This window comes from Uliginosibacterium sp. H1 (assembly GCF_036017065.1).
In the GTDB taxonomy this organism is placed as follows: Bacteria; Pseudomonadota; Gammaproteobacteria; order Burkholderiales; family Rhodocyclaceae; genus Uliginosibacterium.
Genome location: NZ_JAYXHR010000001.1, coordinates 1,926,712 through 1,952,704, shown reverse-complemented (window position 1 = coordinate 1,952,704; position 25,993 = coordinate 1,926,712). Strand labels below are relative to the sequence as shown.

The 25,993-nt window shown below is 65.3% G+C and carries 26 protein-coding genes; 15 read left to right on the top strand and 11 right to left on the bottom strand.

Annotated elements, in window-relative coordinates; genetic code table 11:
- Positions 1-18 precede the first annotated feature (18 nt).
- The 8 genes from cadR to VVD47_RS08800 all read left to right on the top strand — a co-directional run bounded on the left by cadR (position 19) and on the right by VVD47_RS08800 (position 8,203).
- A complete protein-coding gene (gene cadR, locus VVD47_RS08835) occupies positions 19-447 on the top strand; it encodes a Cd(II)/Pb(II)-responsive transcriptional regulator (RefSeq protein WP_327603037.1) in 429 nt (142 codons plus the stop codon).
- Positions 448-522: 75 nt separating this feature from the next.
- On the top strand, positions 523-924 hold the full coding sequence (locus VVD47_RS08830) for a hypothetical protein (protein WP_327603036.1): 402 nt from the start codon (positions 523-525) through the stop codon (positions 922-924).
- Between the two features lie 119 nt (positions 925-1,043).
- Positions 1,044-1,520, top strand: coding sequence for a disulfide bond formation protein B (locus VVD47_RS08825; RefSeq protein WP_327603035.1), 477 nt, complete (start codon positions 1,044-1,046; stop codon positions 1,518-1,520).
- 79 nt (positions 1,521-1,599) lie between these two features.
- Complete coding sequence (locus tag VVD47_RS08820; protein ID WP_327603034.1) at positions 1,600-2,307, top strand: DsbA family protein; 708 nt, start codon at positions 1,600-1,602, stop codon at positions 2,305-2,307.
- 152 nt (positions 2,308-2,459) lie between these two features.
- Positions 2,460-3,689: an NAD(P)/FAD-dependent oxidoreductase gene (locus VVD47_RS08815; protein WP_327603033.1), complete on the top strand. Its 1,230-nt coding sequence runs from the start codon at positions 2,460-2,462 to the stop codon at positions 3,687-3,689.
- 146 nt (positions 3,690-3,835) lie between these two features.
- Positions 3,836-4,711 (top strand): AEC family transporter, encoded by an 876-nt coding sequence (locus VVD47_RS08810; protein ID WP_327603032.1) that lies wholly within the window; start codon positions 3,836-3,838, stop codon positions 4,709-4,711.
- A 10-nt stretch (positions 4,712-4,721) separates the two neighbouring features.
- Complete coding sequence (locus VVD47_RS08805) at positions 4,722-5,594, top strand: AEC family transporter (protein WP_327603031.1); 873 nt, start codon at positions 4,722-4,724, stop codon at positions 5,592-5,594.
- A gap of 374 nt (positions 5,595-5,968) precedes the next feature.
- On the top strand, positions 5,969-8,203 hold the full coding sequence (locus VVD47_RS08800) for a pectate lyase family protein (protein ID WP_327603030.1): 2,235 nt from the start codon (positions 5,969-5,971) through the stop codon (positions 8,201-8,203).
- 264 nt (positions 8,204-8,467) lie between these two features.
- Here VVD47_RS08800 and VVD47_RS08795 read toward each other — a convergent pair whose 3' ends face one another.
- The 5 genes from VVD47_RS08795 to VVD47_RS08775 all read right to left on the bottom strand — a co-directional run bounded on the left by VVD47_RS08795 (position 8,468) and on the right by VVD47_RS08775 (position 11,076).
- Positions 8,468-8,977 (bottom strand): GrpB family protein, encoded by a 510-nt coding sequence (locus VVD47_RS08795; RefSeq protein ID WP_327603029.1) that lies wholly within the window; start codon positions 8,975-8,977, stop codon positions 8,468-8,470.
- Between the two features lie 9 nt (positions 8,978-8,986).
- The gene (locus tag VVD47_RS08790) at positions 8,987-9,367 is read right to left on the bottom strand and encodes a DUF1090 domain-containing protein (protein ID WP_327603028.1); all 381 of its coding nucleotides are present in this window, start codon (positions 9,365-9,367) and stop codon (positions 8,987-8,989) included.
- 140 nt (positions 9,368-9,507) lie between these two features.
- Positions 9,508-10,452 carry a CysB family HTH-type transcriptional regulator gene (locus VVD47_RS08785; RefSeq protein ID WP_327603027.1) on the bottom strand — a complete coding sequence of 315 codons (945 nt, stop codon included), beginning with the start codon at positions 10,450-10,452 and terminating at the stop codon, positions 9,508-9,510.
- Positions 10,449-10,940 (bottom strand): YiiD C-terminal domain-containing protein, encoded by a 492-nt coding sequence (locus VVD47_RS08780; RefSeq protein ID WP_327603026.1) that lies wholly within the window; start codon positions 10,938-10,940, stop codon positions 10,449-10,451. Before VVD47_RS08780 ends, VVD47_RS08785 begins: the two co-directional genes overlap by 4 nt.
- Positions 10,941-10,953: 13 nt before the next feature.
- Positions 10,954-11,076, bottom strand: a complete 123-nt coding sequence (locus VVD47_RS08775; protein ID WP_327603025.1) for a hypothetical protein — start codon at positions 11,074-11,076, stop codon at positions 10,954-10,956.
- 136 nt (positions 11,077-11,212) lie between these two features.
- Between VVD47_RS08775 and VVD47_RS08770 the strand changes: the two genes are divergently transcribed.
- The 7 genes from VVD47_RS08770 (at position 11,213) to VVD47_RS08740 (ending at position 18,029) form a co-directional block, all read left to right on the top strand.
- A complete protein-coding gene (locus tag VVD47_RS08770) occupies positions 11,213-11,992 on the top strand; it encodes a sulfite exporter TauE/SafE family protein (protein WP_327603024.1) in 780 nt (259 codons plus the stop codon).
- 17 nt (positions 11,993-12,009) lie between these two features.
- A complete protein-coding gene (locus VVD47_RS08765) occupies positions 12,010-13,695 on the top strand; it encodes a nitrite/sulfite reductase (RefSeq protein WP_327603023.1) in 1,686 nt (561 codons plus the stop codon).
- A complete protein-coding gene (locus VVD47_RS08760) occupies positions 13,688-14,335 on the top strand; it encodes a DUF934 domain-containing protein (protein ID WP_327603022.1) in 648 nt (215 codons plus the stop codon). The genes VVD47_RS08765 and VVD47_RS08760 overlap by 8 nt, the downstream gene beginning before the upstream one ends.
- A complete protein-coding gene (locus tag VVD47_RS08755) occupies positions 14,332-15,099 on the top strand; it encodes a phosphoadenylyl-sulfate reductase (protein ID WP_327603021.1) in 768 nt (255 codons plus the stop codon). Before VVD47_RS08760 ends, VVD47_RS08755 begins: the two co-directional genes overlap by 4 nt.
- 85 nt (positions 15,100-15,184) lie before the next feature.
- A complete protein-coding gene (cysD, locus tag VVD47_RS08750; protein ID WP_327603020.1) occupies positions 15,185-16,120 on the top strand; it encodes a sulfate adenylyltransferase subunit CysD in 936 nt (311 codons plus the stop codon).
- A gap of 1 nt (position 16,121) precedes the next feature.
- Positions 16,122-17,408 (top strand): sulfate adenylyltransferase subunit 1, encoded by a 1,287-nt coding sequence (locus tag VVD47_RS08745; RefSeq protein WP_327603019.1) that lies wholly within the window; start codon positions 16,122-16,124, stop codon positions 17,406-17,408.
- Positions 17,409-17,549: 141 nt separating this feature from the next.
- Positions 17,550-18,029 carry a VOC family protein gene (locus tag VVD47_RS08740; protein WP_327603018.1) on the top strand — a complete coding sequence of 160 codons (480 nt, stop codon included), beginning with the start codon at positions 17,550-17,552 and terminating at the stop codon, positions 18,027-18,029.
- Between the two features lie 96 nt (positions 18,030-18,125).
- Here the strand turns inward: VVD47_RS08740 and VVD47_RS08735 are convergent, their stop codons facing one another.
- The 6 genes from VVD47_RS08735 to VVD47_RS08710 all read right to left on the bottom strand — a co-directional run bounded on the left by VVD47_RS08735 (position 18,126) and on the right by VVD47_RS08710 (position 25,988).
- Positions 18,126-19,277 (bottom strand): methyltransferase family protein, encoded by a 1,152-nt coding sequence (locus tag VVD47_RS08735; RefSeq protein ID WP_327603017.1) that lies wholly within the window; start codon positions 19,275-19,277, stop codon positions 18,126-18,128.
- Positions 19,278-19,441: 164 nt separating this feature from the next.
- Positions 19,442-21,400 (bottom strand): ABC transporter substrate-binding protein, encoded by a 1,959-nt coding sequence (locus VVD47_RS08730; RefSeq protein WP_327603016.1) that lies wholly within the window; start codon positions 21,398-21,400, stop codon positions 19,442-19,444.
- A 592-nt stretch (positions 21,401-21,992) separates the two neighbouring features.
- Positions 21,993-22,586: a hypothetical protein gene (locus VVD47_RS08725; RefSeq protein WP_327603015.1), complete on the bottom strand. Its 594-nt coding sequence runs from the start codon at positions 22,584-22,586 to the stop codon at positions 21,993-21,995.
- Positions 22,579-25,203 carry a DUF927 domain-containing protein gene (locus tag VVD47_RS08720; protein WP_327603014.1) on the bottom strand — a complete coding sequence of 875 codons (2,625 nt, stop codon included), beginning with the start codon at positions 25,201-25,203 and terminating at the stop codon, positions 22,579-22,581. Before VVD47_RS08720 ends, VVD47_RS08725 begins: the two co-directional genes overlap by 8 nt.
- 207 nt (positions 25,204-25,410) lie before the next feature.
- Positions 25,411-25,752, bottom strand: a complete 342-nt coding sequence (locus tag VVD47_RS08715; protein ID WP_327603013.1) for a hypothetical protein — start codon at positions 25,750-25,752, stop codon at positions 25,411-25,413.
- The gene (locus VVD47_RS08710; protein WP_327603012.1) at positions 25,749-25,988 is read right to left on the bottom strand and encodes a helix-turn-helix transcriptional regulator; all 240 of its coding nucleotides are present in this window, start codon (positions 25,986-25,988) and stop codon (positions 25,749-25,751) included. Before VVD47_RS08710 ends, VVD47_RS08715 begins: the two co-directional genes overlap by 4 nt.
- Positions 25,989-25,993 lie beyond the last annotated feature (5 nt).

The following is a 25,993-nucleotide window of genomic DNA, read 5'->3' as shown; positions in this document are numbered from 1 at the left end:
CCGCCACCGGAGCAGGCCATGAAGATCGGCGAACTGGCGCAAGCCGCCCAATGCACCGTGGAAACGGTGCGTTACTACGAGAAGGAAGGCCTGCTGCCGCCACCGGCACGCACCCCGGCCAACTTCCGCCAGTACGGCACCGGGCACGTGGAGCGCCTGCGCTTCATCCGCAATTGCCGGGCGCTGGACATGAGCCAGGAGGAAATCCGCCGCCTGCTGGCGCTGGCCGACCAGCCCGCGCTCGGTTGTGGCGCGGTCAACGAAGTGTTCGATCAGCACATCGCGCATGTGGATGAACGCATCCGTGAGCTGGAGCAACTGAAGCAGGCCCTCGGCAGCATGCGCCGGCGTTGCCAGTCGGAGCAGGCGGTGGACAGCTGCGGCATCCTGCACGCGATTGCCGAGATGGAGAGCGAGCCCCGCCATGACCGGCACACCCACCTGTAGGCAGATTCGCGCTTGCCCGATGGTGATGCACTGCGGCTGGTCCGCGCGGCAGGCAGGCCCTACACTGCCGGCGCCATGAAGCGTTGCCTGTGCGTCCTCGTGCTGATGTGCCTGTCGGTCCAGTCCGTGTGGGCTGCCGTCGGCGTGTATTGCGGCGCCGTCGCAATCGTCGCGACCGTCACCATCGCCGGAGTCGTCAGCCCTGCAGGCGACGCGGTGGACGCTGAGGCATCCCGCGATTGCCCGGATCCCTGTCACGGCATGCATGCCGCGGAAGCCGGTGCTGACGAGGCCGCCTCGTCCACTGCCGACTGCGGCAGTTGCCACGGTCACCAGGGCGCCGCATTGCTGCCGGGGCTTGCCAGTGCGCTGCGTCCCGCAGGCCATGCCGCGCCGTCGGCCGTCACGCCACTGTTGCAACTGCTGCTGCCGGTCCGGCCCGAACGCCCCGACTGGATCGCATCTTCCCTGGCCTGAGCCGGCCCGGCGCACTTCGCGCCGCCTCGTCTTCATCCCTTCCAGTCCGCCGTGCCTCCGTGCCGCTACGCGTAGCGGCGCGCAGGCATCGCTGCGGCCAATCCTGATCTGGAGAAAACATGCTTCATCCTCTACCGGGCGATCCCGGGGCAACCGACCAGACCGCCGCAGCGCGGGTCTGGAGCCTGCTGTTCCTGTGCTGGGTGCTTGCCAGCGCTAGCACCCTCGGCAGCCTGTTCTTCAGCATGGTCATGGGGCGCGAGCCCTGTGTGCTGTGCTGGTACCAGCGCATCTTCATGTTTCCCTTGCCGCTCATCCTCGGCATGGGTCTGCTGCGCTTCGACCCTCGCTGCGTGCGCTACGCGCTGCCGCTGGCCATCGCCGGCACCGGCTTCGCGCTGTACCACTGCCTGCTCTACATGGGCGTGATTCCGGAACGCATGACGGCCTGCACGCAGGGCGTCTCGTGTGCCGACGTGGATGTCGAGCTGGCCGGCTTCGTCACGATTCCGCTGCTGTCGCTCGCGGCCTTCGTCGCCATCGTCGGCCTGCTCGTCGCCATCCACCGCAAATCGCGCGCGCTGCCGGACGCATGAGGCGTCCTGTCATCCGCACCGCATCCCTTCATCGACGTCGGGGCTCGCACAGCCGGTCCCGGTACAAGGAAAGAAACACATGAACAAGCAATCCACCCGCAAGCATTCACCCGCCCGCAAGGGACTCACCCGGCGGCAGGCCCTCGTGGCCATCACCGTCTTTGCGCTGCTCGGCGTCTTTGCCCTGGGCGCATGGTTCTACGACACGCGGGCGAAGGAAGCTGCCGCCCAGCGTGCCAGCGAAACGCGCGATGCCTTCAGCCGCCCCGGCATGCCGTCCATGGGCCCGTTGATGGCGAAGGTCCAGATCATGGAATTCTTCGACCCGGCCTGCGAGTCCTGCCGCGCCTTTTATCCCTACGTGAAGGACATCATGGCGAAGCACGAGGGCAGCGCGCGCCTGAGCCTGCGCTACGCCAACTTCCACGACGGCTCCGAGTACGTGTCGAAGGCGCTGGAGGCCATCCGCCTGCAGGGGCTGGACCTCTACTGGCGCGCCGTCGAGGCGGTGCTGGCGGCGCAACCGGTGTGGGCTGACCACGGCCGGTCGCAGCCGGAACGCATCTGGGAATTCCTGCCGCGCGTGGGGGTGGATGTCGAGCGGGCGAAGCGCGACATGAACGACCCCGACATCGCCGCGCGCCTCAAGCAGGACGCCGAGGACATCGTGGCGCTGGGCGTGCGCCAGACGCCGACCTTCTTCGTCAACGGCAAGCCCCTGCGCAACTTCGGGCCTGACGGTCTTGCCGCCCAGGTTGCGGAGGAGGCTGGCCGCACGATCCGCTGAGGCTCCTTGTGGCGATCGACGGTCACCGCAGGACGGCGGCCGTCGAAAGCCGCGGGCGCCACGCTAAAATGGCAACCCGCGTGCCGGTTGGCGCGCGGGCTTTCCAGCTTTTCAGTTTCCTTTTTCAGATCCCCGTGTCAGGAACCGGTCGCATGCAAGTCGAGAACGTGGACATCCTCATCGCCGGCGCAGGCCCGGCTGGCGCGGTGGCAGCCGGCATGCTGCGCAAGCAGGGCCGCCAGGTGCTGATCCTGGAGCGCGAGCAGTTCCCACGCTTCTCCATCGGCGAGAGCCTGCTGCCGCAGAGCATGCAGTACATCGAGGAGGCCGGCATGCTGCGCGATGTCGTGGAGGCCGGCTTCCAGTACAAGAACGGCGCCGCCTTCGCGTGGGGCGACAGGTACACCCACTTCGACTTCCGCGAGAAGTTCAGCGAAGGCTGGGGCACCACCTACCAGGTGCAGCGTGCGCGCTTCGACAAGGTGCTGGCGGACGCCGCCGAGCGCATGGGCGCCGAGATCCGCTACCGCCACGAGGTGACGGCCATCGATGTGGAAGGCGATCGCCCGCTGATCACCGTGCGTAACCCCGACGGCCACGAGTACCACGTCAGCGCGGGCTTCGTGCTGGACGCCTCCGGCTTCGGCCGCCTGCTGCCGCGCTTGCTGAAGCTGGACGAGCCGTCATCCTTCCCGGCACGCGGCGCGATCTTCACCCACGTGCAGGACAACATCCCGCCCGGTGGCTTCGACCGCGAGAAGATCCGCATCACCGTGCACCCGGAGCATGTGGACGTCTGGTACTGGACCATCCCGTTCTCCGACGGCCGGTGCTCGCTGGGCGTGGTGGCGAAGCAGGAATTCCTCGCGCAGTACGCCGGCACCGAGACCGAACGCCTGCGCGCGCTGGTCAGCGAGGACCCCGCGCTGTCGCAGTTGCTGAAGGACGCCACCTGGGACACGCCCGCGCGCCAGATCGTCGGCTATGCCGCCAACGTGAAGTCGCTGTGGGGCAAGCGCTTCGCACTGCTGGGCAACGCCGGGGAATTCCTCGACCCGGTGTTCTCCTCCGGCGTGACCATCGCCTTCAAGTCCGCCAGCCTCGCCACCGCCTGCCTGGAGCGCGAAGCGCGCGGCGAGACGGTGGACTGGGAGCACGACTACGCCGAGGCGCTGAAGGCCGGCGTCAACACCTTCCGTGCCTTCGTCGAGGCCTGGTACGCCGGCAGCTTCCAGAAGCTGATCTTCCACCCCGGCCAGACCGATGCCGTGCGCCGCATGATCTCCTCCATCCTCGCCGGCTACGCCTGGGACCGCACCAACCCCTACGTGGCGCGCACCGAACGCCGGCTGGGCGTGCTGGAAGAGCTGATCGAGCTGTGACGACTTCCGCTTCCTGAGCTTGTCGAAGGGAGCTTCTCGATCCACCTCGTTCGAGTCTGCAGCCTGCGCCATAGTGAATATCCGTGCCGCCGCCGGCGTGCGCGGGCCGGGCCGCTACAATCGATGCTTTCCATGACCCCGCCGTCATGCTGATCCGCATCGTCTCCATCCTCTTCCCGGTCTTCGCCATCACCGCCATTGGCTACTTCGTGGCGCGCAAGCGGCGGCCGGACATGCTGGATGCCAACCGGCTGACCATGGACGTGTTCGTGCCGGCGCTGATCTTCGGCGCGCTGGCCAGCCGCGACTTCGACGTGGCGCAATTCCGCTGGACCGCCATTGCCATGATCATCGTCGTCGCCCTGTCCGGCGTCGTGGCCTGGGGGCTGTCGCGCATGCTCAAGGTGGCCCCGAAGACCTTCGTGCCGCCGATGATGTACGGCAACTCCGGCAACCTCGGCCTGCCGCTGGCCGTGCTGGCCTTCGGGCAGGAGGCGCTGCCGGTGGCGCTCATCCTGTTCATGAGCTCCACCCTGGTGCACTTCACCTACGGCGTGCACATGCTGAGCCCGGGCGCTCGCATCTGGAGCGTCTGGCAGGTGCCTTCGGTACTCGCGACCATCGCCGGCCTTGCCGTGTCGTTGCTGGATATCGAGCTGTGGCCGCCGCTGGTGATCTCCATCCGCATGCTGGGCGACATCTCCATTCCGCTGATGCTCTTCGCCCTGGGCGTGCGCATGTGCGACATCAACTTCTCCGCCTGGCGGCTGGGCGTCATCGGTGGCATCGCGCGGCCGGTCATCGGCATGGGCCTGTCCTGGCTTGTCGGCCACCTGCTGGGCCTGCAGGGGCAGGAGATGGCCATGCTGCTCATCTACGGCGCCCTGCCGCCGGCGGTGCTCAACTACATCTTCGCCGAGCGCTACGGGCAGGAGCCGGAGCACGTCGCCTCCATCGTGCTGATCGGCAACCTCTTCGCCGTCGTGTCGCTGCCCATCGCCCTGGCGCTCACCCTGCACTGAAGCGCACTGCATGTTCGAACGCATCATCTCCGTCGTCTTCCCGGTGTTCTTCCTCACCGGCGTCGGCGCCTGGATCGCCTGGCGCTACAGGCCGGATTTCTCGGAGGCCAACCGCCTGACGATGGACGTGTTCGTGCCGGCGCTGATCTTCGGCGCGCTGGCCGGCCAGGACTTCCACATTGCGCAGTACTGGCGGCTCGCGCTCGGCATGTTCGTCGCCACCTTTGCCTGCGGTGCCACCGGCTGGCTGCTGGCGCGCCTGCTGCGACAGGACGGCCGCACCTGGGCGCCGCTCATCATGTTCGGCAACTCCGCCAACCTCGCCATCCCGGTGGCGATGCTGGCCTTCGGCGACAAGATGCTGCAACCCGCGGTGGTGCTGTTCATGGTGTCGGTGACGCTTCACTTCGGCTTCGGCTCGTGGCTGCTCAACCGGGAGGCGCGCGTGTCCACCCTGTGGCGCATTCCGCCGGTGGCCGCGATGATCGCCGGCCTGGTGGTGTCCCTGCTGGGCATCCACCTGTGGGAACCGGCCGTCGACTCCATCCGCCTGCTCGGCCAGGTGGCGATTCCCCTCAACATCCTCGCGCTCGGCGTGCGCCTCATCGGCATGGATCTCGGCAACTGGCGCGATGGAATCGTCGCCGGCTGCGTCAGGCCCATCGCCGGCATGTTGCTGTCCTGGGGCGTCGCCGAGTTGATCGGCCTGCAGGACTGGGAGACCGCGCTGCTCATCGTCTTCGGCGCCATGCCGCCGGCCGTGCTCAACTTCATCTTCGCCGAGCGCTACAAGCAGGAGCCGCAGCGGGTGGCGTCGATGGTGCTCATCGGCAACCTGATGTCGCTGGTGTTCCTGCCGCTGGCGTTGTGGTGGGTGCTGTAGCCTCCGCCTCCCTGGTGCCGGTGTAGCCGTCGCCGGTCGACACCGGGTGGTGTCGGGTGACATCTTCCATCCCGGCTTGTCCCTATCTGCTGGAAACATGTTTCCGCTGCGTCGTGTCCGCACGGAAATGCGTCGGCGTGTATGCCCGATGCATCATTCTGTGTCGCACTGCGGCTTTGTCGCATTCGTACAAGCCGTAAGTGTTTTCCGCTCCTATCCTTTGCGCCCACATTCCGGTTGCGGAGTTCTCCGCGACCAGCACGAATTTGCGGGCCGTGCGCGGCCGGCCCGTGAAAGCAGGGCGCGTCGGCTGAAACGCACGCGGTGCGTCCTGCGGCATCCAGAAAGCCGCGAGATTCACGCAAAGGAGCACCATGTTCTTTCAGGAGACCGCTGGCCAAAGGCTGGCTGCATTCGTCATTTCCGTTTCTCTCGCCGGCATGCTCGCCGCCTGTGGTGGTGGTAGCGACACGCCACCCCCTGCAGCCGGCGGCAATCCTCCTCCCGTAACGCCCCCCGCCGAACCCACGATGACCGTTGTCGGCGAAGTGAGTGGCTGGGCCAGCCAGGGCGCGGGCACGACCGGCGGCGCCAACGCACCGGCGACGAACATCTACCGGGTGACCAACCGCACCGAGTTGCTGGCCGCGCTGGCCAACACCAGCAGCCCGACCTACGCCACCAACCAGACGGCCGCGAAGTCGGAGCCGAAGATCATCTACGTGGTGGGCAGCATCTACGGCACCGATCTCGGCAACGGCAGCAAGGCGGACATGGCCTGGTACCGCAGCCAGTCCGCCAATGCCGCCAAGTGGGACTGGGATCTATACATCCAGAGCCTGGACGACGCCTTCATGGCCGACCTGAACGCGAAGGTCGCCGCGAGCGACTCTGCGGCGATCGCCACCAAGACGAGGATCGCCGACCTGTCGACCGGCCGCACCACCATCATGAATCTGCAGAAGGCGCAGATCCAGTTTCCGGTGACGTCGAACACCAGCATCATCGGCGTGGGCAACAACGCAAAGCTGATCGACGGCTACCTGGCCATCAGCTCGGTGAACAACGTCATCGTGCGCAACATCGAGTTCGAGGCACCGACCGACCTCGCCACCGCCTACCAGGGTGGCGCGCACCCGGAGTGGAACGCACGCTACGACGCCATCTCCATCGGCACTGCCAAGCAGGTGTGGATCGACCACGTGACCCTGAGTGACGGCCAGAACCAGGACACCGAGCTGCTCACCATCAACGGCGTGACCATGCCGGTGCAGCGCCACGACGGCCTGCTCGACATCGAGGATGGCTCCGACTACATCACCGTGTCCTACACCGAGTTCAAGAACCACGACAAGACCAACATGGTGGGTGGTTCGGGCGACTCCAACGGCTTCAAGGAACGCGACGTCAATCGCCTGACCTTCAGCCACAATCGCTGGAAGGATTCCGCTCAGCGCGCGCCGCGCGCCCGCTTCGGCCGCATCCACGTCTACAACAACTACTACAGCGGCAACACCGACGCGCCGACCTACGCGGTCGGCTACTACATCGGTATGGGTGCCGAGTCCCGCATCCTGTCGGAGACGAATGCCTTCGACATCGCGGGCAGCAAGGCCAGCATCGGCTACGTGATCGAGAACTGGAACGGCTACCAGTTCAAGGACGTGGGCTCCTGGTACAACGGCACACCGTCCTCGGCCGCGCTGGAGGCCACCGCCAAGGCAGAACTGGAAGCGCGCTGGAGCGACGCGCAGGCCGCATCCGCGTCGTACGGTTTCACGCTGGCCGCCTACACCAACGAACTGGGCTGGACGCCGCCGTACAACTACACGCCCGCGCCGACGGTGACGGCACTGCGCAAGCATGTCGACGCCAATGCCGGTGCCGGCAAGCTGGCGATCGAGCTGCCCGCCGCGGCCGCCACGCCGGGCCCGATCCTGCCACCGCCGCCAGTGACCAACTCCTGTCCGGCTGACTGGACCTCGGTTGATTCCGGCATCGCAGGCGGTACGCCGTTCCCGGCTTTCTACGCTTTCCAGAAAGACACCACCGACCTGCCGTCCAACGCAGGGGCGAGCTATAGCGCGGGCACTTACACGGTGACTGCGGGTGGCGCACTGGCCGGTGCGGGGGATGGCCTGACCATGGCCTACAAGAAAGTGACCGGCAACTTCACGCTGGTCGCGAAGCTGGAGTCGATGGAGGTGCCGGGTACGCTCTCCGCAGCGAACATCGTGGCCGGTGTCATGCTGCGCAACGACACCAATCCGCGCTCGCTGTACTACAGCATGATGCTGCGCGGAAACAAGAGCCTGCGAACCAACTTCCGCGACACCAGTTGCGCGAGTGCTGGCAACACCGCCGTTGTCACCATTCCCAGCATGCCGACCAACGTGTCGCCACTGTGGATGAAGCTGACGCGCACGGGGCAGGTGGTGCAGGTGTCGTACTCGTACGACGGCTCGACCTGGGTCGATGCGCCCGCGAAGGACTTCAGCCTGACCTCGCCGCTCGGCGCCGAAGTGCTGGTCGGCTTGGCGGGCTCGTCCGGCACCAACTCGACGGTGAGCACATACAGCGTGTTCAGCGGCGTGAGCCTGACGCCGTAAGCGTCATGACAGGGCCCGTCGTCGACACGGGCTCCCGTTCGTGACTGCAAAGCCCCGGCACTGCCGGGGCTTTGTATTTCTTGCGTTACTACTCGGAAGTGACTCGTCGATCCGGCACTGGACTGAACCCGTCATTCCTGCTCAGCAGGAATCCAGTGTTGTTGCCTTTGACGAATTGCCGTTCTGCCAGCTCCCGCCGGGGCGAACTCCCGGGCAAGCGTAACGAAGAAGCAAAGTCCCAGCGGCAGGGCCGGCACTGCGTCGTCAGTTCGCCGACGAGTCCGTCGCCAATGCGTCGTCAATGAACGGCGCCTTCTTTCGAGGGTACTCGTCGATGCCATCCGATTTCGTGCGCTCCAGCATCAGCTTCAGTGCTGCGTACTCTGCACGGAGTAGATCGTCGTCACGCAGCAGATCGCGGAAGCGCAGCATCCGCGCTATCTCGGGATGGCCCTCGACACACACGTGCAGCTTGTGGGTACGGACACCGCCTGCATCGCGCTTGTAGAACTGATGTCCCGTCGAAAGATCACCGCCACGGCGATAGCCGTGTGTTGACAGCCTGCCTGACCAGTCGTGATCCGCAGATGCTGGCGTGACGACGATCAGGATGTCGATCTCGGGTTTGGCGGCCAGTTGGGGGACCGCTGTGCTGCCGACGTGGTGGATTGCCAGGAGCGATGAGCCGACGGTCGGCCTAAGGTAGGCCACTGCCTCCTCGTAGCGCAGTGGCCATGCCGGGTCGTAGTGCTCGATTACGCTGGTCAGCGGCATGCCATGACGCTAAGGCGTGACCGGTTTCTGCGCCTCGACCAGTTCGCGACGCGCTTCTTCCAGCTTCTCGCGTCGTTTTTCCACTTTGTCCGCGTCGCCGGATTTCTGGGCCTGCGCCAGGTCCTTCTCGCGCTCTGCAATCTCCTTCTCTGCTTTGCGGATCCGGGCGTCGCGTTCTTTCGCAAGTGACGCGTCTGTACAGTTGGCGGTGGTGGCGCGCAGGGCGCGGTTCAGGCCGGCCAGTTCCTGCTTGTTGCCGCGTGCGGTGGCTTCGGCAATCTGTGTCTCGATTCTTGTTCGCTTGGCTTCGCACGCGGGGGAGAGGGGCGCGGCAGCAGAGGGGGCTGCGTGCAGTGCCAGCAGCAGCGACAGGATGGAGGGGTTGCGCATGGTGTTTCCTTCCGCAGTTGGAGCAGGTGCACTGTCCTTGCCATTGTGCGCTGCCATGGTTGCACGATGCCGACCGTCCGGCCATGCCTTGATCATTGTCCGATGCCACACATCGGTGTGCACGGGCATGGCGGCGACGCTCAGAGCCCCGGATCGCTCCCCATCTCCCCGCCCAATGCCGCATCCACCACCTTCCGCGTCAGCTGGGGCGCAAACAGCTCGATGAAGGCATACACATAGCCCCGCAACCATGCATTGCGCGGCAGGCCGACGCGGGTGGTACTCGACTCGAACAGATGGGCGGCATCCACGGCCTGCAGGCCGCGGTCGCTCATCGGGTCGAGCGCCATGGTGGCGACGATGCCGATGCCGAGGTCCATGCCGACGTAGGTCTTGATGACGTCGGAATCCAGCGCGGTGAGCACGATGTTCGGTTTGAGGCCGCGGGCGAGGAAGGCGCGGTTGATGGCGCTGCGGCCGGTGAAGGCGGCGTCGTAGGTAATGATGGGGTAGCGGGCGATGGCTTCCAGCGTCAGAACGCGCTCGCGCAGCAGCGGGTGGCCGGTCTTGGCGATGACGCTGCGGTTCCACTGGTGGCAGGGCAGGGTGGCCAGCTCGGCGTGGTTGGTCAGTGCTTCGGTGGCGATGCCGAGGTCGGCCTCGCCGGCCAGCACCTGTTCGGCGATCTGCTTGGGGCTGGCCTGGTGGAGTTCGAGTTGTACCTTGGGATAGCGGCGCATGAATTCGCCCACCACCTTGGGCAGGGCGTAGCGCGCCTGGGTGTGGGTGGTGGCGATGACCAGGCGGCCGCTGTCCTCGGCGTGGAATTCGTCGGCTACAGCGCGCAGGTTGTCGGCTTCGCGCAGCATGCGCTCGGCGATCGCCAGCACTTTCTTGCCGGGCTCGGTGATGGACACCAGGCGCTTGCCGTGGCGGACGAAGACGTCGAGGCCGAGTTCTTCTTCCAGCAGGCGGATCTGCTTGGAGACGCCGGGCTGGGAGGTGAACAGGGCGTCGGCGGCTTCGGACACCGACAGGTTGTGGCGGGCAACTTCCAGCACGTAGCGGAGCTGTTGCAGGTTCATGCGCCGGCTCCGGTGGTGTCGTCATGGGCCAGCGCGATGAACTCGCCTTCCAGTCGCCCGGCTTCCTGGCCGTCGTAGCTCAGTACGGAAACGACACGGATGCGCGCCTTGCCGCGTCGGTCGAAGGCCTGCAGGAACGCTTCCCACCCCGTGTCCCCGCCGGCGGGTTCGGCCAGCCGCGCGGTGGCGGTGGCGCGGCCTTCCACCGGGCGGGTGTATTCCATGCTGTTGCGGCGGATGACCAGCCGGCAGTCGCGGCCGGCGGCGCGCAGCCGCGTGTAGAGCAGGGACCAGGCGGACAGGATGCACAGCGTGGAGGCGCTGCCGCCGAAGAAGGTGCCGCGGTGGTTGAGGTTGGGCTCCAGCGGCGCGCTGACACTCAGGTGGTCGTCGGCGAGCGAGACCAGCTCGACCTGCATGGCCTGCGACAGGGGGATGTGCTGGTGCAGGTAGCGCTGGAAGTCGTCCCGGCTGATGGCGGTGGACATGGCGGGTCCCGGCTCAGCGCTTGCGGCCGGCCACGAGGCCGCCGGGCGCTTCCGTGGGGGGCCAGGTGGGGTGCGCCTGCCCGGCGGCGGCCTTGATGGTGCCGTCAGGGCGCCAGCACGCGATGGGTAGAACCATGGAAAGGCCTTCTGCGGGTGAAGGCCTCATATTACTTTTTCTTATTTGTGCCTAACAGATAGCGGCTTCTTTTCCCTATGGGCGGCTCTTAACATCCGCAGTCTGACCGAGAGTGTGCATAACACCAGAACAGGACATGGACTTCGCCTACCCTCTCGCCGGCTTTGCCGTAGGTGCCATCGTGGGCATCACCGGTGTGGGCGGCGGCTCGCTGATGACGCCACTGCTGGTGTTGCTGTTCGGCATCCACCCCGCGGTGGCCGTCGGCACCGACCTGCTGTACGCCGCCATCACCAAGGCGGGCGGTACGCTGGCGCACAGCCTCAAGGGGACGGTGGACTGGAAGATCACCCGCCTGCTGGCGACGGGTTCGATCCCGGCCGCGGCGATCACCCTGGTGCTGGTAACGAACTTCGCGCCGGGTGGTCTCAAAGGTGCGTCACAGGTCATTTCCTACGCGCTGGGCGTGGCCCTGCTGCTGACCGCTGCGGCGCTGGTGCTCCGCAAGAAGATCCAGGCCTTCGCGCTGCGTCATGCGCCTGCCACGCCCAACCCGCGTCGCACCGAGGTGCTGACGGTGGTGACCGGCGCCATCCTGGGCGTGCTGGTGTCCATCTCGTCGGTGGGGGCGGGCGCGCTGGGCGTGACGGCGCTGTTCCTGCTGTATCCCGCGCTGCCGGCGATCCGCGTCGTCGGCAGCGATATCGCCCACGCCGTGCCGCTGACGCTGGTGGCGGGCCTGGGCCACTGGTGGCTGGGCGAGATCGACTGGAAGCTGCTGGGCAGCCTGCTGGTCGGTTCGCTGCCGGGCATCTGGCTGGGTAGCCAGGTGTCCGTGAAGATTCCCGAGCGCGTATTGCGCCCGTTGCTTGCATTGATGCTGGTGCTGGTGGGCGCCAAGCTGATTGCACGCTGAGCTGAGAAGGAAGCGAGATGTACCGCTACGACCAATACGACCAACAGATCGTCAATGAACGCGTCGCGCAGTTCCGCGACCAGACCCGCCGCTTCCTGGCGGGCGAATTGACGGGCGACGAGTACAAGCCGCTGCGCCTGCAGAACGGCCTGTACATCCAGCGCTACGCGCCGATGCTGCGCGTGGCCGTGCCCTACGGTCTGCTCAACTCGACGCAGATCCGCAAGCTGGCGCACATCGCGCGCAAGTACGACCGCGGCTATGCCCACGTGTCGACGCGCCAGAACTTCCAGTACAACTGGCCGGAGCTGAAGGACGTGCCGGACATCCTGGAAGAGCTGGCCAGCGTGCAGATGCACGCCATCCAGACCTCCGGCAACTGCATCCGCAACACCACGACCGACCAGTTCGCCGGCATCGCGCCCGACGAAGTGGTGGACCCGCGTCCGCTGGCCGAGATCATCCGCCAGTGGAGCACCTTCCACCCCGAGTTCGCGCTGCTGCCGCGCAAGTTCAAGATCGCCATCAGCGGCACCAAGGAAGACCGCGCCGTGGTGCAGATGCACGACATCGGTCTGGAGCTGTACCGCGATGCCGCCGGTGAGCTGCTGGCGAAGGTGTGGGTCGGCGGCGGCCTGGGCCGTACGCCCATCCTCGGCGAAGTGATCGAGGACGCGCTGCCCTGGCGTCACCTCATCAGTTACTGCGAGGCGATCATCCGCGTCTACAACCGCTATGGCCGTCGCGACAACATCTACAAGGCACGCATCAAGATCCTGGTGAAGGCGCTGGGCATTGCCGAGTTCAAGCGCCAGGTGGAAGACGAGTGGGCGCACACCCGGGATCGCGAAACCACGCTGACCCAGGAAGAGTTCGACCGCGTGGCGCAGTACTTCACCGCGCCGCCCTACGAAACCCTGGTGGAGGCCGACGCCGGCATCGACGCGAAGCGCGCGGCCGAGAAGGCCTTCGACAACTGGGTGAAGCGCAATGTGCACGCCCACAAGGTGCCGGGCTATCGCGCCGTCACCCTGTCGCTGAAGCCCACCGGCGTGGCGCCGGGCGACATTACCGACAGCCAGCTGGACACCGTGGCGGACCTGGCCGACAAGTTCAGCTTCGGCGAACTGCGCACCACCCACGAGCAGAACATCGTGCTGTCCGACGTCAGGCTCAGCGACCTGTACGCCGTGTGGCAGGAAGCGAAGGCGGCTGGACTGGCGACCTCCAACATCGGCCTCATCACCGACATCATCTGCTGCCCCGGCGGTTCGTTCTGCGACCTAGCCAATGCCAAGAGCATTCCGATCGCGGAATCCATCCAGCGCCAGTTCGACGACCTGGACTACCAGCACGACATCGGCGAGATGGAACTGAACATCTCCGGCTGCATGAACTCCTGCGGCCACCACCACGTGGGCCACATCGGCATCCTGGGCGTCGATAAGAACGACGAGGAGTGGTACCAGGTCTCCATCGGCGGCAAGCAGGGCAACGACGCCAGCCTCGGCTCGGTGATCGGGCCGTCCTTCGCGGCGGATGAAGTGGCCGGCGTGGTGCAACGCCTGATCGATGTGTACGTCGAGAACCGCACGCCGGAAGAGCGTTTCATCGACACCGTGCGCCGCCTCGGCGTCACGCCGTTCAAGACCCGCGTGTACGCGGATCGCCAGCCGGCGAAGAAGGAAGCAGCAAATGTCTGATGCGGTGAACTCCAGCACGTCCAATCTCATCAAGCTGGAAAACGGTGTCGGCCGCATCGTCGCCGACGACTGGACCTGGGTACGCATCAACAAGGCGACCGAGGAAGTGAAGAAGCAGGCCGGCAAGGTCGTGCTGTTCAAGCTGACCGGCGATGCCACGGCATCGGCGGACGAGATCGCCGCCACCGACATCCCGGCCCAGGGCCGCGTGCTGCTGCCGCTGACAGTTTGGCTGGCGCGCAAGGATGAACTGTCGGCGCGTGTTGCCGCCAACGAGATCGGCGTGTGGGTCGAGACCCACGAGCTGGTCGAGGACCTGGTCGCCAGCCTGCCGGACATCAACGTGCTGCCGCTGATTGCGGTCCACGTCGAGCGCTTCGCCGATGGCCGCATCTATTCCGCCGGCGCCTTGCTGCGCACCCGTTTCGGTTACCGCAACGAGTTGCGCGCGCTGGGCGACGTGCTGCGCGACCAGCTGTTCTTCTTCAAGCGCACCGGCTTCGATGCCTTCCTGATCCGCGCCGATCGCTCGGCCGAGGATGCCATCGCATCGCTTAAGGACTTCAGCGAACCCTACCAGGGCGCGGTGGATGACAAGCGTCCGCTGTGGCGTCGCCATGCGAGGAGCGTGACCGCGTGAGTGGTGCCGTCTCCATGCTGCGTCCGCCACCGGGCAACCCGGCGACCCGGCCCGAGCTGACCGATGCGCTGCGCGCCAGCGTGCAGGTGAAGTCGCGCCAGGTGCTGGAGCTGCTGCACGCGATTGCGGAAGAGTTCGACGCCAAGGGTGGCGCGACTTTTGCCAACAGCTTCGGCGCCGAGGACATGGTGCTGACCGATCTCATCGTGAAGAGCGGCCTGCCCATCGAGATCTTCTCGCTGGATACCGGCCGCCTGCCCGCCGAGACCTACACGCTGATGGGCGAGGTGGAGAAGCACTACGACATCAAGCTGAAGGTGTTCTTCCCGCAATCCGAGGCGGTCGAGCAGTTCGTGCGCATCAAGGGCATCAACGCCTTCTACGAGTCGGTGGACCTGCGCAAGGAATGCTGCGGCATCCGCAAGGTGGAACCGCTCAGGCGCGCACTCGCCGGCAAGGGCGCGTGGATTACCGGCATGCGTGCGGCACAGTCCGCGACGCGCACCGAGCTGGCCGTGCGCGAGTTCGACGCCGGCAACAAGCTGGAGAAATTCAACCCGCTGTCGGACTGGAGCGAGGCGGAAGTGTGGGCCTACATCCGCGCCAACGGCGTGCCCTACAACGCCCTGCACGACCAGTTCTACCCCAGCATCGGCTGCGCGCCCTGCACGCGTGCCGTGGCGCTGGGCGAGGACGTGCGTGCTGGACGTTGGTGGTGGGAGGATCCCACCTCCAAGGAATGCGGACTGCACGTAAAGAAATAGCTTCGTGAAACGTCAAACGTGAAAGGTGAAACGCAAGCGCGTACCTCCACGTTTCACTTTTCACCTTTCACGTTTCACCAAGACGATGAGCACTCTGACCAAACAAACCCTGTCCCATCTCGACTGGCTGGAAGCCGAGGCCATCCACATCATGCGTGAGGTGGCTGGCCAGTGCGAGCGCCCGGTGCTGCTGTTCTCCGGCGGCAAGGATTCCATCTGCATGCTGCGCGTGGCCGAGAAGGCCTTCCGCCCGGGCAAATTCCCGTTCCCGCTGATGCACATCGACACCGGCCACAACTACAAGGAAGTCACCGACTTCCGCGACAAGCGCGCGGCCGAACTGGGCGAGCGCCTGATCGTGCGCTCGGTGGAAGACTCCATGAAGCGTGGCACCGTGGTGCTGAAGCATCCGGACGAACCGCGCAACAAGCACCAGTCGGTGACCCTGCTGGAGGCGATTGCCGAGTTCGAGTTCGACGCCTGCATCGGCGGCGCCCGTCGTGACGAGGAGAAGGCCCGCGCCAAGGAGCGCGTGATGAGCTTCCGCGACGAGTTCGGCCAGTGGGACCCCAAGAACCAGCGCCCCGAGTTGTGGAACCTGTACAACGCGCGCTCGCATCGTGGCGAGAACATCCGCGCTTTCCCGATCAGCAACTGGACCGAGATGGACGTGTGGCAGTACATCGAGCGCGAGAAGCTGGAACTGCCCAGCATCTACTTCTCGCACACGCGCCCGGTGGTGATGCGTGGCGGTGCCATCGTGCCGGTGAACGTGGCTTCCGGAAACGGCGAACTGGTGAACGTGCCGAAGGCGGGCGAGCAGGTCATCGACCTGCAGGTGCGCTTCCGCACCGTCGGCGACATCACCTGCACGGCGCCGGTGGAGTCGGACGCCGACAACGTCGGCAAGATCGTGCTGGAAACGGCGACGACGACCATCACCGAGCGCGGCGCGACGCGTCTGGACGACCAGACCTCGGACGCCTCGATGGAGCAACGCAAGAAGGAAGGGTATTTCTGAGATGTCCGCCCACGACAACATCACCGACAACGGCTTGCTGCGCTTCATGACCTGCGGCAGCGTGGACGACGGCAAGAGCACCCTGATCGGTCGCCTGCTGTTCGACACCAAGACCATCCTGGCCGACACGCTGACCGCCATCGAGAAGACCTCGAAGAAGCGCGGCATGGAGGCGGTTGACCTCTCGCTGCTGACCGATGGCCTGCAGGCCGAGCGCGAGCAGGGCATCACCATCGACGTCGCGTACCGCTACTTCAGTACCGGTACGCGCAAGTACATCATTGCCGATGCGCCGGGCCACGAGCAATACACCCGCAACATGGTGACCGCGGCCTCGACGGCCAACCTCGCCATCATCCTCATCGACGCGCGCAAGGGCGTGCTGACCCAGACCCGCCGCCACAGCTACCTGGCGCACCTGGTCGGCATTCCGCACATCGTCGTGGCGGTGAACAAGATGGACCTGATCGACCACGACCAGGCGAAGTACGAGGCGATCATCGCCGAGTACAAGGCCTTCGTGGCGAAGATGGGCCTGTTCGAAGGCCGTGCCGACATCCAGTTCATTCCGCTGTCGGCGCTCAACGGCGACAACGTGGTGGATCGCTCCGAGACCATGGCCTGGTACCAGGGGCCGACGATGCTGGACATCCTGGAGCGTGCGCCGGGCGCGCACAGCGAGCGCACCGAAGCCTTCCGCTTCCCGGTGCAGTTCGTGTGCCGCCCGCAGGATTCCGCGAATCCGGAACTGCATGATTACCGCGGTTTCCAGGGCCGGATCGAGTCCGGCTCGGTGAAGGTCGGCGATCTGCTGACCGCGCTACCGAATGGCCGCGAGAGTCGCGTGAAAGCGGTGCAGATCGGCGGCGAGAACATTGCCGAGGGCGTGACCGAGCAGTCCGTGACCATCCTGCTGGAAGACGAGATCGACATCTCGCGCGGCGACATGCTGGTGAAATCCGGCGAGGTGCCTGAGCAGAAGAAGGAAGTCGAGGCCATGCTGTGCTGGCTGTCCGAGACGCCGCTGTCGCCGGCCCGCACCTACCTGATTCGTCACACCACGCGCACCAGCAAGGCCAAGCTCACCGGTGTTGCCTTCAAGGTGGACGTGAACTCGCAGGAACACGTGGACGCCACCCAGCTGTCGATGAACGACATCGCCAAAGTGAGCTGGAAACTGGCGCAACCCGTGTTCGCCGATGCCTATACCGACAACCGTGCCACCGGTGCCTTCATCGTCATCGACGAAAGCACCAACAACACGGTGGGCGCTGGGATGGTGCTGTAGTCACCCGCGGCTCCGTCACGCCGGCGGAGCAGACACTGCCATATGGAACGGGCTCGCCATCGTGGGATTGCGAGCCCGTTTCTTCATGAACGCCCGCTACGGACCGTGTTCCAATCAGTTCCCCACACACGGAGAACGAACATGGTCAGCAAGAATACGATCTGCCTCTGGTATGACGGCGACGCGCTGGATGCCGCCGAGTTCTACGCGAAGACTTTTCCCGACAGCAAGGTGGGCGCGGCGCAGCGCGCGCCGGGCGACTATCCCGCGGGCAAGGAGGGTGATGTCCTGACCGTCGACTTCACGGTGATGGGGATTCCCTGCCTGGGCCTGAATGGCGGTCCCGAATTCCAGCACAGCGAGGCGTTTTCCTTCCAGGTGGCGACGGATGACCAGGCCGAGACCGACCGCCTGTGGAACGCGATCGTCGGGAACGGCGGCCAGGAAAGCCAGTGTGGTTGGTGCAAGGACAAGTGGGGCCTGTCATGGCAGATCACCCCACGCGCGCTGATCGCCGCGACGACGGACCCGGACCGTGCGGCGGCGAAGCGGGCGTTCGACGCGATGATGGAGATGAAGAAGATCGACATCGCGACGATCGAGGCGGCACGGCGCGGTTGAGTACCTTGCCCGGCGCGTCGCCTGGATGCGTTGGGGTAGCTGGCAAGAGAACGGCGCCACAAGGCGCCGTTCTCTTTTGCTGGATCGGATGGGTCTTCAGACGACGCCCGGGATGAACCGGTACGGCACTTTCTTCTTGTACTCGGCGTAACCGTTGTCGGTCATCAGCAGGTGACGCTCTTCGGTCCATGCGCGCAGCGCGTAGATGCAGCTCCAGGCCGCGGTGCAGCCGGCGGCGTACAGGCCGGTGCGCAGTCCGCCGTTGTTGAAGGCGCCGATGATGATCGGCGTGGCGCCGATCCACCAGGCGAGGTTCTTCGCCGTGTAGGCCGGGTGGCGCACGTACTTGTAGGGGCCGTGCGAAATGATGCCGCGGTTGGTCAGGTTGCTGGCCTTGAAGCCCAGTGCGACCGAAGCCCAGGAGTAGATGCCCATCAGCGACAACGCGGCGACGCCGGCGGCGACGTGGAGCCAGGTGGTTTCGAAGTTCGGGAAGTCGCTGCTGTGCCACTCGAAGAACTGGCTGGTGAAGCCGTTGAACGGGGGGTAGCAGGCCAGGCAGATGAACCAGCCGAAGAAGGTTGGCTCCACCGTGACGATGCGGTTCTTCAGGCGCGGGGTCTCGATGATGTAGCCCAGCGTGAACAGGAAGGTGTCGATGAACAGGATGAGCTGGAAGCAGGCCCAGAACAGGCTGGCATCGAAGAGCGTGCGGAAGGTGTCGGTGTGGCCCCACATCTCCAGCGTGCGGCCGACGCTGCCCACCATGTCGGCGATATGTCCCCAGCACCAGTTGATCATCAGCGGTGCGAAGAAGAACTTCAGCAGCAGCGCGAGGCCGGCCTGCTTGGTGTCGCGCGAGAACCCCTTCTCGCGTCGGATGCTGGGCCACAGGCCGCGCAGGAAGATGTAGGCCTTGGAGCGGATGTACGGATACTTCAGGTAGAAGCGGATCAGCACTACCGCGTAGATGGCGATCAGCAGGCGGAAGATCCATTGCACCGGCACGAAGCTGGTGGAGAAGCCCAGCGGCTCCAGCGGCAGGCCGATGTAGGCGAAGTTGAAGTCGCGCGTCAGTTCGCGCTGGTGGAAGGGCGACAGCTCGAAGCAGATGAAATAGGCCCCGAGCAGGAAGGCCATCGTGCTGAGGTAATTGCCCAGCAGGCGGTCCAGCCGTTGTCCTGCGCTCAGCGCCCGCGGCATGGGCGCCGCCAGTGCTGCCCCCCGCATTTTTGCTTTCTTGCCCATGTCTCTCCGCCCATCCTTGTTGGTCTAGTGGGCGGTATTGTAGGGGCAAGCGCGAAGCCTGCTTGTTGCGGCGCGATGGCCGCGCCTGTCATTCTCGGCCGGGTGGGTGCGCCTGCCGGCAAGCCCTTCGCCACCTCACTGCACGGCGGAGAAGGGCGGGGTGTCTACCGGGTGTAGTACCACTGTTGCACGAGGCTGGGGCCGGGCGAGGGATAGGTCCAGCCCCAGGGCATGGTGTCCAGCACATTGCCCAGCTTCGCGTTGCGGATGCCGGTGTTGCGCGGCGGGCTCACCGTGCCCAGCACTTCCAGCTCGTCGGCCGCGATGGCGAGGATCTGGCGGAACAGCTCATCGGCCTCCTTGTCGGTGGTGGCCGCCTTCCACTGGTCGTAGAGCTGCAGGCGTTTCTTCATGCTGGGCGGCGGCTCCTCGCCCTGCTTGCCACCGCTTTCGTACCAGCGCACCCACAGCAGGCTCTGGCGTGACTCAAGCGGATGCACGGCCAGGAAGCCGCGCGGGTTCTGCGTCGGATCGTAGCCACCCGCCAGACTGTCGACCGACAGGTCGTAGTCGTTGTTGCTGGCGCGGTCGTAGTAGAGCGTGCGTTCGGAAGCCTGGATGACCAGTTCCAGGCCGGCCTTTGCCCACTGCGCGCGCACCAGTTCCAGCAGTTCCACCTGGTAGCTGCTGGCGATACTGACGATCACCCCCATCGAGATGCGACCACCGCCCGGGTACAGCCGGAAGCCTTCGGCATCGCGCTGGGTGAGGCCGATCTTGTCGAGCAGTGCGTTGGCCTGTTTGAGGTCGTACTGGGTGTACTGGCGCGCAAGCTTCTCGTTGTAGAACTTGTTGGCCGGCGCGGGTCCGATCTGCCAGGGCGTGCCCTGGCCGAGGAAGACGATGTCGCTGATCTCCTTGCGGTTCATCGCCAGCGACAGGGCGACCCGGAAATCCTTGTTGCGGGCCAGCGGGCGCAATTTCTCGTTCTTGGTCGACTGGTTGATGAAGACCGCCGTGGAGGTGGCGTTGATGTCGGGCAGGGCGAGCATGGTGTAGCCACCGCGCGTCGCGTTCTCGCTGAGCACCGGCCGGTTCTGGATGTTGAGGATGTGGCGCACCTGGAAATCGAGCTGGCCGTTCATCGCCGCCAGTACGATGGTTTCCACTTCGGAGATCACCGAGAACTGGATGCTGTCGATGTAGGGCAACTGGTTGCCGGCGGTGTCGACCTCCCAGAAATACGGGTTGCGTTGCAATGACACGCGGGTGACGCTGCCGGCATAGGGCTCCTTGATGACCCAGGGGTCCAGCGTCGGCTTGTCGGGGTTGCTCCAGCGGGTTGCCACCTCGATATCGCCGCACTTGACCCGCATCAGCGCGGCCCAGTCCTGCAGGCGGGCCGCCTTGACGTCGTCATCCACCTTCGGGTTGTACTTCGGGTGGAACTTCTGACAATAATTCTTCGGGTACATCACGGGGTGCTGTCCGAGCGGCGTGGCCAGTTCCTCGATGAAGGTGCGGTACGGGGCGCTGAAGCGGAAGCGGACGGTGTAGTCGTCCAGCTTGTCCACCGCCATCATCTTGCCGTCGGCCGCATAGCGGCCGGGCGGCGTGGAGAAGAACTGCCTGTTGGCGATCAGGTCGTTGGTGGCGAACAGGATGTCATCGGCATTGAAGGTGGACCCGTCCGACCACTTCATTCCGCGTCGCAGCTTGAAGACATACTCCTTCGCGTCCGGACTGAGCGTCCAGCTCTCCGCCACATTCGGGACGACCTTCGAGAAGTCCGGCGACCAGCGCACCAGACCCTGCGGGCTGATGATCCGCAGGATGGCGTTGCCATCCCCATTGCCACGCAGGGCAGAGCGCAGCACCCCTCCGTAGCTGCCGACGCGGTTGATCGGCGTCACCACGTCCGGGTGTTCCGGCAGGCGTTTGTCTATCGGGGGCAGCTTCCCCGCCTTGACCGCCGTCGCCAGCATCGGCGCTTCCGCATAGGCCCACGCGCCGGGCGACAGCCCGAGCATTGCACAGGACATCACCAGCACTCCGCCCAGCCGTCCGCCGCGTGCTGCCATGCGAACGAGGTTCTTCCTGTCCCGCAAGAACGAACAGTTCATCGCCAGTCTCCTCCCTTGGTGATTGACGTGGCACGACGTCGGGCCACGGTCTTTTACATTTGTCCGGCTAATATTGTATTTGTCTGACATGAGCAGACTAGCAGGCGGCGTTGCCGTTGCAAGGACGTACTGATGGGAGGGTAGTGGACGCGCGTGGCTCCCGAGGAAACCAAGCAAAAGGCCCGCAGAGATGCGGGCCCGAAGGAAGTGCTGGATGTTCTTGGCCCCCCGGGAGAAGAATGCCGTTTGTATGTCATTGACATTTAAGCTGCTGCGGAGGGGTGGCTTCGTGATGTGCCCCCAAATATGCCCCCGAAGCATCCGGGCTGGGGGCAACCACCCTTCGGCAACGCCTTGAATCTGGATGACGAGACCCCTGGGCGGAGTATAGGGATAGGGCGTGTTGAACGGCTCGCTGCTCCAGCCAATCGAACCGGATGGGGCAAATGCTATCGAGACTGCAGATAGACCAAGGGAAGGGCAGCCACGGCAACCCCTCCCCCCTGTTTCAGAAACTCCCCATGAACAGGACGCTAAGCGGCCGGTCTGGAGCAGCAAGGACAGGGACTTTTGACCGCCCCCACCCCATGCATCAGACGCCAGGCTCCCACCGGCTCAGAATATCCTCTGCAGCCTTCTGCTCTGCCTCGACGACCCCTAGCCCTGCCTCGAACTGCATGATGCCGGCGCGCTCATCGAAAGCCTCATGCACTGACTCCACATCAAGGCGTGAGCCGTAGCGCTGCTGCAGCTCAGTCAGCAGGTCGGCCAAGCTGTCGGATGGCTTACCGATGACGGTGCCACCCGAGCCGCCCGCCTCGCCCTTGAGGCGATAGTGCAGGGTAGGGCGGCTCAGGTTTGCGGACTTCTCTGCAGCGCGAAATTCACCTTCGGCGTACCCGCTACCCGGCGCACGTTGAGAGGTTGCATGCTCGATTCCCTCATTCTCAGGTGGGCCAGATGGGCCAAGTGGGCCAGCATCCCGCAAACCCTCATGGTTGCTGGGTTTGTGGCTGGCCCGCATGTCAGGTCGAAGTGGGTTCGGGCTGGGCCACGCTGGGCCATTGCTACGGCCTGATGCGTCCTGAGAATCGCAAGCCTCGCCCTGTGGCAGTCTTGCGGCAACGAACAACGCATCGATATCGAGCCGGCCAAGTTGGCCCGCGGGGTGGGTCGTGTCAGTCATGGTCGGCCTCCAGGAAGGCCGGCAGGACGTGATACACGCGCTGGCGCCCATGGCCCGGTATGTGTTCGCGCACCTGCCCGATGCGTTGTGCCTCGCCCCCGTTTCGCATATATCCATGCGTGAGCATCAAGCGAGCTACGGCGGCAGGGTCGAAGCCTTTGCATACCTCTACACGCCAGACCTCGGGCAAGAGGAAATACTCGGTGCGTCGGTCCTCTTTGGGCTTGTTCTCCGTGTCTGCGGTGATGCGTCGGTAGCCCGCACGGTGCAGCGTCTTGGGGGCGTGATCGTCGCCAGCGCGGCCCATGTCGGTAAAACGGGCCTCGCCGTGCGCCTCCGGGAACAGGCGCACCTGTCGCAGCATGTCGCGGTCCTCGCTTCGCCCTTCGCCGCCGCGTGCCCGCAGCCACTCGCCAAACAGCCGGCCTGCCGCCTTCAGCGCCTCGCCCATGGCCCAGTCGGTGAGGCCCTGCTGAGTTGCCAGCTCACCAGCGGCAGCGATCAGCGCAAAGCGGGTGGCAACGCGCCTGGCTTGCCCGCTGGCCTCATCGGTCAAGTACTCCTGCTCGAACCTGTCAGTCATGGCGCGCACGGCATCAGCGAGCGTCACGGCATCCGCCTTTGCTACCCACTCCAGCCACGCAGGGAAGGCCGTGCCGTGGTACTTGCGCACTGCGCGGCTCAGGCGGTCATGCATCGATTTCGAGCTGGTCGCATCGTGCAGGATGTCAAACACACCCAGCTCGGGCGAGGCGGCGGCCGGCAGATCGCACAGACGTACGTCCTGGCCTGCGTAGTTCTTGCCGCCTGCTTCCTGCACATGCTGGCCCAGTGATATTTCCCCGCTTGAGAGGATCAGACCCCGCCAGGAGAGGCGCGCGCGCAAGCCGCCCTCAGCCTTGCCGCGCGCCCGGTCCTGTCCGCTGGTCAGCAGGTAGGCGCTGGTGGCAGCCTGCTTGGGATCGACCATCTTGATCTCATCCAAGGGCAAGGCTGCATCGCAGTAGGCAGCGGCCAGCCCTTCCAGCCCAACGCCTGTGGCGTTCCACTTGGGTACCTTCTCTGGCGAGCCAATGACCGACGCGCAAAGCTCCAGCAGCAGGGACTTGCCCAGGCTTGAATCGCCACGCCAGTGGAAGCCGCCGCCTGATTCGGTGGAGGCCAGACGCAGCAGCGGCGCGGAAAAAGCCACGGCCAGCGAGAACACCAGGCGCGAGTTACCGCCGCATGGCTGGGCCACATGCTCACGCCACTCCGCCAGCGTGCCGGCTTTGCGGTAGTGCTCGGCACTACCTTCATAGATCCACGCTTCGCCCCCTGCGCCAATGGCGCCAGAAGGCAGCAGGAACACGCGGCCGCCCCCATTCACGTCCTGCCATCCGGTGCGCTTGGAAATTCGTGCACGGCCCTTGGGCATGGCTGTCTGCAGGTACTCCACCAGCAGGCGCTTGCCGGCAGGGGATACGCGCAAACCTTGGTCCAGCAGCATGCCCAAGGCTTCCAAGCCATCGCCCCTCAGCTTCTCCGCTGGGATGATGATCCGGTGCTCTACGTAGTCAGGATCATCGAACACGCACAGGCAACCCCAGCCGGTGCCGTTGGCGTCACGCGTGAGGGCAGGAATGTCCAGCGGCGCCGCGATCCAGCGGGGTGCCTTGGCGTTGCCCTCACGGTCCAGCTCGGTGAAATACACGCCATCAGCCAGACCGGGCGGATTCAGCGAAAAGCGCGCAGGTGCCGAAGGCTTTGCAGACGTCTGCATAGAAGGTGCGGGACTGGGCGAGGCTGGCGCCTCGCATGCGGGCAATGCCAAAGCGGCGGCAATCTGGCGGGCCACTTCCGCAGCATCTGCCAGTGCGGCAAGGTCATTGAAGTCAGTCGCCTTGGTGGCCTCGCCCTGCCCGGAAAAGTCGGGCACGCACCAGCGCCCGCCGATGGCTTCTGCCGCCTCTCTCGCCTTCGTGGCACCGGGGTTACCTTCCGTGTGCCGGTCATCATCGCCAGCGACCAGCAGCAGCGCATCGGGCCATTTTTCGTGGAGGGCGAGGGCCACAGGCTTGAGGTTCCCGCAGTCGAACGCCAAGGCCACGGCGTGCCCGGTAGCAGCGTGCAAGGTGGCGCCTGTGGCGTAGCCCTCGCACACCAGTAGCGGCACGCCTGCGCCCGGCGTGCCGATCAGGTGGAAACAGCCGGCCTTTTCCGCGCCGGACAGAAAATCCTTGTCGCGGCCACCAGGGAGGGCCTTGTCGCCAAGGATGGCCTGCAGGTTCCGCAGCTCGCCGGCTGCGTTGTAGAGGGGTACTAGCAGGGCATCGGGATACTGCCGCTCCTGCCACTCGCCAGCATCATCACGCACCCATTTCCGCCAGGTGGTGACGCGCAGGGCGTACGGTGCCACGCGCTTGTGGGCGAGGTAGGAATGGTCGGCTGGGGCTGGTCGCGCCTTGGTCCACACGGTCGTGGCCACACCCGCCGCCTTGCTGCGGCGCTGCGCCTCATCTCGGCGACGTATCTGCTTAGCAGCTTCTATTCGTATGGCATGTTGGCTGCGCTCTTCTGCTGTCAGGGTGGCCGCATCGAACAGCGATAACGTCTGCGCCTCGATGCGCCCCACCATCCAAAGCAGATACTGGGGTTGCCGTCCGCATGGGCCACGTACCACCCGTCTTTGCGCCCCTTCTTGTCGCCAGCCACGTGGAAGCGAACCAGTTTGCCGGACAGATCCAGCTCGGCCTCGCAAGCAACGCCTGCGGTGTTCATGGCCTCCAGAAAGCGGCGCTCGACTTGGGCGAGGCTCAGGTGCTCTCGGTTTCCCATAGACACCTCACGCCCACGCGTCGAGGCATGAAAACAGCCGGTGCCCTAGATCGCTCATCAGGTACAGGTGCCCGTCCTCGTGAAACCACATCCGCATGGTCACGCCATGGTGCTTGAAGGGCAGGGAGGCCACAGAGCGATGCGGTGGAATGTCGAGCTGCTGTCGAGCCTTGGCGAGCGCTCCCTCCAGTACTTCCTGTTCCTCCTCGGTAAGGGCCGCTCTTGGATTCCTCTTGCCCTGTGCGTGCGCTTGCTCGACAGCGCGCAGCGCGCGACGCAGGAGGTAGGCGGGGCGGGTGGGTTGCTTGGTGTGAGAGAGCGCCAGGCAAGGCTGCTGGTGCCGGCTCATTGGGCTACTCCTACCTTGGCGAGGGCTGCACGCAGTTCGCCAACGTTCCAGGCGGTTACCCGGTCAGAGAGTTTACGAGGCTGGGGGATGCGGCCATCGCGAACCCGGCGCCAAACGGTAGCGGCTGAGCAGGAGAAGAGGGCTTCGACGACGGGCTGTCGTACGCTGGCCGAGTCGGGAAGCGAGTCGAAGCACTTGAGTGCATCGGGAATAGACGCGGGGCTACGGCAGGACATGTAGT